Here is a 10620-nt window from a genome sequence, read left to right as displayed (position 1 = left end):
TAAAGTATTTCGAGAAACATTTAAAACAACACGTTAACTTATGTTATCTACCAAATATTAGGTTAGATAACATATCAAAACAGTCCGTTGATGATTCATTTTGCGTGAACCCCTTGGAACTGGAGCGCATTGTAAAGAGTTTCTTGCTTTGGTCAATACCTTTTCAACTTAAAACCATACTTATTCAACTGTTCGTTCACTTAAAAGGCAAGGCGGTCGTTTAAACAACTATTCTAGTCGGTATTATTAATAATTGTTCTTTAATATGAGATTAATTGCATAAATTTTGCACTTGATAGTTGCACATTATAAAAAGCTGCGTAACATACGAATTGCTATTTACATATATTCAAGCAGTTAAATTAGTTTATTAAAATAATAATTAGGTATCTTTATATGAAGTCTCCAACGTTACAAACAGTCATCATGGCTGTTGTTTTTACCATCATCGCTTATATTGTCGTAACCTTTACTGAATCGGCTAGTTCTGTCCTTGTCGCCAGTTTGGTCTTTGTTAGTGCATTTCTCGCACCTTTACTTGCTGGGAATCCATCAGCTAGTACACGTTCATCTTCAGCCAGCGAAACCAGTGCTTCAGATGAAGATGTTAGAACCCTCTATGTAGGTAACTTACCTTATAGAGCAAATGAAACTTCAGTTCGAGAGCTTTTCTCTGAACATGGTTCGGTACACTCTGTTCGTTTAATGAAAGATAAACATACAGGGAAACGTCGAGGTTTCGGTTTTGTTGAGATGGCAGCTGATGATTTAGATAAAGCTATCGCTGCATTGAATGATACAGAATTTCAACAGCGTACATTAAAAGTAAGAGAAGCAAAAGATCGCCCTGAGCGAACTGAAGATAGTAATCTAGACGAGTAAAGCTATAAATTCTAAAACAAAGGCCGCTATCTAATAGCGGCCTTTTTTATTTCTTTAAATCTAATTACCGTTAGATATTACAATGAGGAAACTTAATTATTAAAAACGGTTAAAACTTCTCGGTAGAATAAGAAGTAATAGGAACTTGAGAAATTCCGATGTTTTTTGTTCTCTAGTGTTAATAGCTGTTCTGCATTCTTTTACAAGAAATCAAAACTGTATAAAATATCTTACTGGTTCTAATCTCTTTGAAAGTTATTACTGAATATCATGAACAATAATATTCCAAGCACTTACCATTACACTAAATTTATCTCTTCCAGTTGTTCTGCTTTATCTACATTTAAAGTATAACTAGCTATTCTTTGTTTATTTACTAATTAGCGGATTAAGAACTAGACAAAAGCTAAGTGGGTAGTAAAATTCGCGCTGTTATTCCTATCTCTATTTATTAATACAAGGCATTTTTATGTTTAGTCACATTCATCCCGATAATTACGATGCGCAATTATCAAAGAAACAACAAAATATGGCTAAGTTATTTAGTGATTTTGACCTACCCCTTGCGGATTTATATCCGTCGGTCCCTTTAAATTACCGCCAAAGAGCAGAGTTTAGAATTTGGCATGACGGTGATGATCTTTATTACATAATGTTTGATAGTAAGACTAAGCAAAAATTTAGAGTCGATGACTTCCCTGTAGCGAGTGAAATAATCAACAAAGCAATGAAAGCTTTACTCATTGCAATTAAAGATCATCGTGAATTGCGTTTTAAACTTTTTCAAGTCGACTTCCTATCTACATTAAGTGGTGAGTTGTTGATAAGCATGTTGTACCACAAACCTTTGGAAGAGAATTGGCAAATTGAAGCTGAAAAGCTAAAAGTTCAACTATCAACAATAGTTCCGGTAGATATAATTGGTCGAGCAAAGAAGCAGAAAATTATAGTCAATAAAGATTATGTGATGGAATCTTTGCAAGTGGGCAACAAGACATACATTTATCAGCAAGTTGAAAATAGTTTTACTCAACCCAATGCTGGTGTTAATGAGCAAATGCTTTTATGGGCTCAACAAGCAACAGTAGATGCTGGCGGTGATCTGATTGAGCTCTACTGTGGTAATGGTAACTTTAGTATTGCACTTGCTGAAAACTTTGATCGCGTACTCGGTACAGAGATATCTAAAACTTCCGTTCGCTCCGCACAAATTAACATAAGTGAAAATGGTATTGATAATATTGATATTGTGCGTATGTCGAGTGAAGAATTTAGCCAAGCCATGAATGGCGAACGAAAGTTCAGGCGATTAGAAGATTTCGATTTAACGGCATATAACTACGATACCGTATTAGTAGATCCACCTCGTGCTGGGTTGGATATAGACAGTGTTGAGTTAGTTAGACGCTTTAATAAAATTATTTATATTTCGTGTAACCCTGAGACTCTAAAAGAAAATTTAGCGTTACTAGTAGAAACGCATAAAATTGATAATTTTGCGCTCTTTGATCAATTCCCTTACACCGACCATGTGGAAACCGGTGTCATACTAACAAGAAAATAAACTACCGAGATTTTCTAGATGCTTTGCGACGATTGCTAAGTTCAAGAGCACCACGAGCAATAAAGCGTAATTGCTGAATTGTTTGTTGGACTAGTTGATCACGCTCTACTTTATCTTCTATATCAAGCGCATCAGAGCCAGCACTAAAAACAATCGTTACTGCTGCATTAGCTTGCATATAAGCAACGTCAGCTTCAAGTTGATTCGCTTTTTGCAGATAGTCGCAAAGCTCCATAGTAAAATAACGGATCTCTCGAATAACTGCAGCGCGGAAAGCTGCAGACGTTCCCGAACGCTCACGTAGTAGCAGTCTAAAAATATTACCGTTACTTTCAATTAACTCCATAAAGGTCTGTACTGATATTTGAATAACAGAGCCCCCTTTGGCTATACGCTGTCTTGCTTGGCGCATTAACTGCCTAAGTGTTAAACCTGCTTCATCAACTAAAGTTAAACCTAATTCATCCATATCAGAAAAATGGCGATAAAAAGATGTCGGCGCTAACCCTGCTTCTTTAGCAACCTCACGTAAACTTAAATTAGAGAAACTACGCTCAGCACTGAGTTGATTTAAAGCAGCGTTAATTATCTGACGACGGGTCTTTTCTTTTTGCTGTGCTCTTACACCACTCATCTAAAGGGCTCTTTATCAGATAAAATTCAGTATTATTGTCATAATACTGAATTAGCTCAATATTGTCAGTTTTAGTTCTGATAAAATACTGCTATATTTTTTATATTAAATAACATGAGGACTTACTGTTGGCTAAATCAAAAACAACTAAAAGCGTAGAAACGAGTTTTGATTATGACGTTATTATCATAGGCACAGGTCCAGGTGGAGAAGGTGCGGCAATGAACCTTGCCAAGCGCCAAAAGAAAGTTGCCATTATTGAACGTTACCATCAAGTTGGTGGCGGGTGTACTCATTGGGGTACCATTCCATCAAAAGCATTACGTCAATCAGTAAGTCGTTTAATTGAATACAACTCTAATCCATTGTTTAATCAAAACGATCAGGTAAAGCAACTTACCTTTCAAGATATCTTAAGCCATGCCTCGGCGGTAATTCGGAAACAAGTCAATTTGCGGAGTGGCTTTTATAACCGTAACCGTGTTGAACATATTCAAGGCGAGGCTTCTTTTGTTGATGCCAATACTATCCGCATAATACATCCTGATGGTTCAGTAGATAAAATTACTGCTAAACAAATAGTTATTGCTACAGGATCTCGGCCTTACCGACCAGATGATATTGATTTTAATCACTCTCGCGTTTATGACTCCGATAGTATATTAACTCTTAAGCACGCTCCTAGGCATGTCATCATTTACGGTGCGGGTGTTATTGGTAGCGAATACGCTTCTATATTTAGAGGCCTTGGGGTAAAAGTTGACTTAATTAATACACGAGAACGTTTATTATCTTTCTTAGATGCAGAAATGTCTGACTCACTGAGCTATCACTTATGGAATAGCGGTGTTGTTATAAGACACGGTGAAGAGATTGAACGCGTTGAAGCCAATGACGATGCTGTTATTGTACATTTAAAGTCAGGTAAGAAAATGCGTGCCGACTGTTTGCTCTTTGCCAACGGTCGTACTGGTAATACCGCAGATTTGAACCTTGCTGCTGCAGGTATAAAGGCAGATGGCCGTGGTCAGTTAAAAGTAAATGATTGCTACCAAACAGAAGTAGACAATATTTTTGCAGTTGGTGATGTTATTGGTTACCCAAGCTTGGCTAGTGCAGCTTTTGATCAAGGTCGAATTGCCGCTTTAGCCATGGTTGATAGCAGTAGCAAAGCTAAGTTAATTGTTGATATACCTACCGGTATATACACTATTCCTGAAATTAGCTCTGTTGGTAAAACTGAGCAAGAGCTGACAGAGGCTAAGATCCCTTATGAAGTCGGTCGAGCGCAATTTAAGCATCTTGCACGAGCACAAATTTCTAATAACTTGGTTGGCTCTTTAAAGATTCTCTTTCATCGCGAGACGAAAGAAATTTTAGGTATTCATTGTTTTGGTGAAAATGCAGCTGAAATTATTCATATCGGTCAAGCGATCATGCAACAAAAGAACGGGGGCAATACTATCGAGTATTTTGTGGAAACAACGTTCAATTACCCGACTATGGCCGAAGCATTCCGTGTAGCTGCCTTAAACGGTTTAAATCGTTTATTTTAATAATAACTTAAACGTTCATTAGCTAGAGTAATTGTGAAAACTTATTACTCTAGCAATATCTCTTATTTGAGGAATAATACACAATGATAAAGTTGAGTCTATTTATAATTAGTGCGTTACTGCTACAACCTTGTTTAGCGAATGATAATTTTACCCTTTACCTTGTGCGACATGCAGAGAAACAAATGAAGAGTAAAAACCCAGCATTAACACAATGTGGTAAGAAAAGAGCTCAGCAGTTAGCAACCTTACTAAGCACTGCAAATATAGAGTCTATTTATAGTACGAGTTATCAAAGGACGATGTCGACAGCGGCACCTTTATCTAAGAAGCAAAAAATTGCCATCAAGAATTACAACCCTAAACAGCTCGAACAGTTTTCTTTGCATTTAAAGCAGCGCAAAGAAAATGCGCTAATTGTTGGTCATAGTAATACTACACCGCAACTTACTCAATTATTAAGCGATGTAGATGTTACTGAATTGGGTGAAAAAGAGTTCCAAACTTTGTATCAAATTACTTTTGTTGAAGGTGTTAGCCAGTTAACCTTATTAAAACAGCCACTCAATTGTAAATAACCTTAGTACTCAGCCCCTTTATTACTTTTTTCAGCCGTACCTAATTTAATCAATTCAACGGTGGCAATTTTAAATGGCTGTCCCCATTGTTGAATTGTCATCATGTCTTTAATGAACTGACCTTTTACTTTAAGTACAGTACCAGGTAATTGATATTGTTTAGCAAGGTTCATTGGTAGCAGTTTATCTCCGGCCTTAGTAGTCAAACCATAGAAGCCTCCTTCAAAGTCATAATACTTTACGGTAACTTCTTGCCAAGCTTGCTTTTGTTCATTTGTCACTTGGCTATCTCCTGCTTTTTGTTTCTCTTGTACTTGATGTTGTTCATTATTCGCTTGCGAACAGCCGGTTAAAGCCAGTGAAAGCATACCACTAAGTATTAAAGATAATGTTAAGGTTTTTGTCATAATAATTGTCCAATAAAAAAGGCCAGGTAATTTTCATACCATGACCTTTATTTGTATTGTTGTCAAAGTAATCAAAGGCTAATAGATGTTAAGTGAATATCACCCACTCATAAGTTAGCCAAGAATCACTAAGCCATGTAATTTTCTGGCATTTCTAACGCAGCAACACCAGAATCTACCGCTGCTTGTGCAACAGCTGTAGCAACAGCAGCACACAAACGAGGATCCATAGGCTTAGGGATAATGTAGTCTTTACCAAAGGTAAGGGCTTTCTCACCGCTTGCTTTAAGTACTTCTGCCGGCACCGGTTCTTTTGCAAGTGCTCTAATAGCATGTACTGCTGCGATCTTCATTGCATCGTTAATGGTACGAGCACGTACATCTAATGCACCACGGAAAATAAACGGGAAACATAAAACATTATTCACTTGATTAGGGTAATCAGAACGCCCCGTAGCCATAATTAAGTCATCACGAGCAGCAAGCGCAAGCTCAGGCTTAATTTCAGGATCTGGATTCGAGCAAGCAAAAATAATAGGCTTAGCTGCCATCGCTTTTACTTGCTTTTGCGATAGAAGATCTGGACCTGAAACGCCAACAAAAACATCAGCGCCTTCAATAGCATCATCTAATGTTCTTTTATCAGTATTGTTAGCAAATAGCTTCTTATATTCATTAAGGTCATCACGACGTGTATGTACCACGCCTTTAGTATCGAGCATGTAAATTTTTTCTCGCTGTGCTCCACACTTAATCAATAATTCCATACAAGCTATCGCTGCAGCACCTGCACCTAGACATACTATGTTAGCTTGTTTGATATCTTTACCCTGAATATCTAAAGCATTCATCATGCCAGCAGCAGTCACTATGGCAGTGCCATGTTGATCATCATGAAAAACAGGAATTTTGCAACGTTCAATCAAAGCTTTTTCGATAGCAAAACATTCAGGCGCTTTAATATCTTCTAGATTAATGCCACCAAAACTATCAGCAATGTTCGCTACAGTATTAACAAACTCTTCAACCGTTTTATGCTTTACTTCGATATCGAAAGAATCAATATTGGCGAAGCGTTTGAATAATAACGACTTGCCTTCCATAACAGGTTTTGAAGCCATTGGACCTAAATTACCTAAGCCTAATACTGCAGTACCGTTGGTGATTACCGCTACCGTGTTTCCTTTAGCGGTATATTTATAAACGTCGTCTGGATTCTTTGCGATCTCTCGACAAGGCTCAGCAACACCTGGGCTGTAGGCGAGTGACAAGTCATAACTTGTTTCAGCTGATGTTGTCAATGCAACACTAATCTTACCCGGTGTAGGTAGGGAGTGGTAATCTAAAGCTTGCTGGCGTAGATCTGTCATGAGAATTCCTAATGCGTTATTAATAGTGTTAGTTTTGTTGTTAATGAAAGTATAGCCATGTTTGTTTTTTATTATTATAGTGATTATTAACACGAGTTTTACTTACTTATATGGTATTTCATAGTGATAGAGCAATACAACCCTGTTTTACTATATAACCGCTATGTAAGCTGTAACTAATGAGACTATAACATACGATAAAAACATATCAATTTGATAAATATTGGTTATATTCAATTAACTATTCAAGTAGAAACACCACGTAGGTAAGAGGAAACAGCCTTAAGCGCCTTTAAAACATATTAACTAACGCAAAGCCTTACATGTAGGGTTATGAAAGTAGAAATGAATTAATCTAGACATCCGATCACTTAAAATCTACAACAAAATAATTAAAAATTTTCCAAAAAAAAGTCCAGCACTTGGCTGGACTTTATTATTCAATAATTACCCTACCTTTTCTATATTAGATAAAGGTAGGTAAAGTAGCCCTAAAGGAAAGGGTTTACTTTAATAATCGTTTCAACACGATCTGGACCGGTAGAGATAATGTCTACTGGTATCCCGGTAATTTCTTCAATACGCTTGATATAAGCAAGTGCGTTCTTAGGTAAAGCATCAACTGATGTAGCTCCAACAGTAACTTCACTCCAACCCGGCAGCTCTTCATATACTGGTGTGATTTTTTCATAACCTTCAGCAGCCGTAGGCGGTACAGTGATAATATCACCTGCTTGAGTTTTGTAACCAGTACAGATCTTTAATGTTTCCAAGCCATCAAGTACATCAAGCTTAGTTAAACAGAAACCTGTTACACTATTTACTTGAATTGCACGATGCATTGCAACCGCATCAAACCAACCACAACGACGCTCACGCCCTGTAGTTGCGCCAAACTCGTGACCTACAGTACCTAAGTGATTACCAACTTCATCATCCAATTCCGTTGGGAAAGGACCTGAACCAACACGTGTAGTGTAAGCTTTGGTAATACCTAAGATGTAATCTAAATGACGAGGGCCAACACCACAACCGGTAGCAACACCACCAGCAGTAGTATTTGAAGAAGTTACGTAAGGGTAAGTTCCATGGTCAATATCAAGTAAAGTACCTTGAGCACCTTCAAACATGATTGACTCACCTTTTTTACGGGCTTGATCCAATATTTCAGAAATATCAGCAGTCATCTTTTTGATGGTATCAGCGATAGCTAATGCATCAGCTAAAATTTCTTCATAACTCACTGGCTCAACTTTATAGTAGTTAACCAATGAGAAATTATGGTATTCAACAATTTCTTTGAGTTTAGCAGCAAATGTTTCTGCACAGAATAAATCGCCGACACGTAAACCACGTCGTGCAACTTTATCTTCATATGCTGGACCAATACCACGACCTGTAGTACCAATTGCTTTATTACCGCGCGCAACTTCACGTGCTGCATCTAAGGCATTATGATAAGGCAGGATTAGTGGACATGCATCACTAATAAGTAAACGTTCGCGTACTGGAACGCCCTTGGCTTCTAACATGGTAATTTCTGTCATTAAAGCTTTAGGACATAACACTACACCGTTACCAATTAGACATTTTACATTATCACGTAATACGCCAGATGGAATAAGATGTAGAACGGTTTTTTCACCGTCGATCACTAAAGTATGGCCAGCATTGTGACCGCCTTGATAACGAACTACATATTTAGCTTTATCGGTTAGTAAGTCTACGATCTTACCTTTACCTTCGTCACCCCATTGAGTGCCGAGAACAACTACATTTTTGCCCATGTTTTACTATTTCATAAGAAAATTAGGCGGGGATTTTACCAAATAATTAAATATAGTCCAAGTTAAAAAAGCAGCTTTTTAAGCTGCTTTTAAAATAACTAAGTAAGTTAACAAGTTAGCAGCAAAATCATTCATAGCCCCAAGGAGTAACTGGTGCACTAATTGGCTTTGTTAAATCAAAATCAACTCGAAATTCTCTACCTTGACGGATCAAACGGTAGGTAAATTTTTCTGGGTAGATATACATTTGCCACGTATTACCAACTGACTGTGGTATACCTTGATCAACAAAAAGCTCTTTAGAGTATTGATCTGCTGGGAAAGATTGCATCTCTGCCCAACCTGCATCATTAGTATGACCACCATACATGGTTGATTCATCGTTGTTGCCATCTTTTGTACGATGATCATGTTTCAGTGACAAACCTGAGCCTGTTTTAGTGATAATCCAAGTACGTGATGCGTCATCACCTACATGGAAAGGCACTTGTAATTCACTGTCTGTACATCTACGTACATGCATAATTAATTTTTTATTAGCAAAGCTTCCCCCTTCAGCATTATCAACGGTTACTTTGCCTTCATATGACTTACCACAGTGCTTACTTATATTATTAAAGAAATCATCCTGAGTCTTTATTGAAACTAATGGTGCTGGTGCTGCCATTAATGTTGCGGCCATTGGCAATGATGCGATCACAGCGATTACGTATTTTCTTATTGTCATGTTTTTACCTTTTTTAGATTTAAGTTTCCGCAATATTAGTACTTCCACTTGATTGGCTAGATTTTAGTGTTTATCTCTGTGAATATAACAGAAATAAACATAAATATATGTTTCATAGTGTTCACTTGATAATGACTTTAATCAGTTATATACCCTTATTATTTAGGCATAAAAAAGCCAGCAAATATGCTGGCTTTTATTAATAATCAATATATCAATGATTACTATTTTTTAGCTGCACTACCGTCTTTTAAAAAACGGAAGAATTCGCTATCCGGCTTAACAACCATGATATCGTTTTTACTGCTAAAACTTTTTTCATACGCTTCTAAACTACGGTAGAAACTATAAAACTCTGCATCTTTAGTATAAGCATCAGAATACACTTTTGCTGCCAGAGCATCGCCTTCACCACGTACTGTGAAAGAGTTCTTTTGTGCTTCAGCTAACATTACTGTCACTTTTGCATCAATAGTAGCGCGGATAATCTCAGCTTGCTCTTGACCTTGTGATCTATGCTCTTTAGCTACAGCCGTACGTTCAGCACGCATACGCTCATAAATAGACTGACTTATCTCAGTAGGTAAGTTAATCGCTTTAATACGGACATCAACGACTTCTATACCAAGATCTTCACGACTACTCGCAGCACTTTCTAGCGCTTTACTCATTATCGCGTCACGATCACCTGAAACAATCTCTTTAATGGTGCGATTACCAAATTCAGTACGCAGACCATTATTAACTTTTTGTTTTAATAATTGACGAGCGTTATCTACAGAGCCGGCAGTACGCAGGTAATAAGTAGAGAAATCAACAATGCGCCATTTTACAAACGAATCGACCATTAAATCTTTTTTCTCTGAAGTAACAAATCGATCGGCTGGTTCATCTAATGTTTGAATACGTGCATCTAATTTACGTACTGTCTCAATAAATGGAATTTTGAAATGTAAACCTGGTTCAAATACCATCATTTCATCAGTCGCACTATCACGCTTAATTTTTGAGAATTGAAATACGATGCCACGTTGGCCTTCGTAAATAACAAAAACTGACGATACCGCTAAAATGAGAAGTAACGATAATATAGCAATGGAAAAATTCTTCATTTC

Annotated in this window: 10 protein-coding genes; 4 read left to right on the top strand and 6 right to left on the bottom strand. The window is 37.2% G+C overall.

All coding sequences use genetic code 11. The features are described from left to right. The first annotated feature begins 396 nt into the window (after positions 1-396). Together CXF85_RS19420 and trmA are read left to right on the top strand one after the other, a co-directional pair. Positions 397-882 (top strand): RNA recognition motif domain-containing protein, encoded by a 486-nt coding sequence (locus CXF85_RS19420; RefSeq protein ID WP_101230277.1) that lies wholly within the window; start codon positions 397-399, stop codon positions 880-882. 469 nt (positions 883-1351) lie between these two features. Continuing rightward, complete coding sequence (trmA, locus tag CXF85_RS19415; protein ID WP_101230276.1) at positions 1352-2446, top strand: tRNA (uridine(54)-C5)-methyltransferase TrmA; 1095 nt, start codon at positions 1352-1354, stop codon at positions 2444-2446. Between the two features lies 1 nt (position 2447). On the opposite strand, the gene fabR is transcribed toward trmA, so the two are convergent. After that, complete coding sequence (gene fabR, locus CXF85_RS19410) at positions 2448-3080, bottom strand: HTH-type transcriptional repressor FabR (RefSeq protein ID WP_101230275.1); 633 nt, start codon at positions 3078-3080, stop codon at positions 2448-2450. 128 nt (positions 3081-3208) lie between these two features. Here fabR and sthA point away from each other — a divergent pair, with 128 nt between their 5' ends. Further along, positions 3209-4636 (top strand): Si-specific NAD(P)(+) transhydrogenase, encoded by a 1428-nt coding sequence (sthA, locus tag CXF85_RS19405; protein ID WP_101230274.1) that lies wholly within the window; start codon positions 3209-3211, stop codon positions 4634-4636. A gap of 83 nt (positions 4637-4719) precedes the next feature. Further along, the gene (locus CXF85_RS19400; protein WP_101230273.1) at positions 4720-5214 is read left to right on the top strand and encodes a SixA phosphatase family protein; all 495 of its coding nucleotides are present in this window, start codon (positions 4720-4722) and stop codon (positions 5212-5214) included. A gap of 2 nt (positions 5215-5216) precedes the next feature. On the opposite strand, the gene CXF85_RS19395 is transcribed toward CXF85_RS19400, so the two are convergent. The 5 genes from CXF85_RS19395 to hflC form a co-directional block, all read right to left on the bottom strand. Further along, positions 5217-5621: a hypothetical protein gene (locus tag CXF85_RS19395; protein ID WP_101230272.1), complete on the bottom strand. Its 405-nt coding sequence runs from the start codon at positions 5619-5621 to the stop codon at positions 5217-5219. A 128-nt stretch (positions 5622-5749) separates the two neighbouring features. Next, positions 5750-6991 carry a malic enzyme-like NAD(P)-binding protein gene (locus CXF85_RS19390; RefSeq protein WP_101230271.1) on the bottom strand — a complete coding sequence of 414 codons (1242 nt, stop codon included), beginning with the start codon at positions 6989-6991 and terminating at the stop codon, positions 5750-5752. A 491-nt stretch (positions 6992-7482) separates the two neighbouring features. Then, positions 7483-8778, bottom strand: coding sequence for an adenylosuccinate synthase (locus CXF85_RS19385; protein WP_101230270.1), 1296 nt, complete (start codon positions 8776-8778; stop codon positions 7483-7485). Positions 8779-8905: 127 nt separating this feature from the next. After that, positions 8906-9460: a hypothetical protein gene (locus CXF85_RS19380; RefSeq protein WP_101230305.1), complete on the bottom strand. Its 555-nt coding sequence runs from the start codon at positions 9458-9460 to the stop codon at positions 8906-8908. 269 nt (positions 9461-9729) lie between these two features. Continuing rightward, positions 9730-10617, bottom strand: coding sequence for a protease modulator HflC (gene hflC / locus CXF85_RS19375; protein ID WP_101230269.1), 888 nt, complete (start codon positions 10615-10617; stop codon positions 9730-9732). Between the last annotated feature and the right edge of the window lie 3 nt (positions 10618-10620).

This window comes from Colwellia sp. 75C3 (assembly GCF_002836255.1).
GTDB lineage: Bacteria > Pseudomonadota > Gammaproteobacteria > Enterobacterales > Alteromonadaceae > Colwellia.
Note: the sequence above shows the minus strand (reverse complement) of the source record. Positions and strands in the feature narration are given on the sequence as shown.

What these genes read in the sequence shown, in the direction of transcription:
- CXF85_RS19420 (WP_101230277.1), top strand. Translation starts at nt 397, where the DNA reads ATGAAGTCTCCAACGTTACAAACAGTCATCATGGCTGTTGTTTTTACC.
- hflC (WP_101230269.1), bottom strand. Translation starts at nt 10,617, where the DNA reads ATGAAGAATTTTTCCATTGCTATATTATCGTTACTTCTCATTTTAGCG.
- CXF85_RS19395 (WP_101230272.1), bottom strand. Translation starts at nt 5,621, where the DNA reads ATGACAAAAACCTTAACATTATCTTTAATACTTAGTGGTATGCTTTCA.
- CXF85_RS19385 (WP_101230270.1), bottom strand. Translation starts at nt 8,778, where the DNA reads ATGGGCAAAAATGTAGTTGTTCTCGGCACTCAATGGGGTGACGAAGGT.
- CXF85_RS19380 (WP_101230305.1), bottom strand. Translation starts at nt 9,460, where the DNA reads ATGGCCGCAACATTAATGGCAGCACCAGCACCATTAGTTTCAATAAAG.
- trmA (WP_101230276.1), top strand. Translation starts at nt 1,352, where the DNA reads ATGTTTAGTCACATTCATCCCGATAATTACGATGCGCAATTATCAAAG.
- fabR (WP_101230275.1), bottom strand. Translation starts at nt 3,080, where the DNA reads ATGAGTGGTGTAAGAGCACAGCAAAAAGAAAAGACCCGTCGTCAGATA.
- CXF85_RS19390 (WP_101230271.1), bottom strand. Translation starts at nt 6,991, where the DNA reads ATGACAGATCTACGCCAGCAAGCTTTAGATTACCACTCCCTACCTACA.
- CXF85_RS19400 (WP_101230273.1), top strand. Translation starts at nt 4,720, where the DNA reads ATGATAAAGTTGAGTCTATTTATAATTAGTGCGTTACTGCTACAACCT.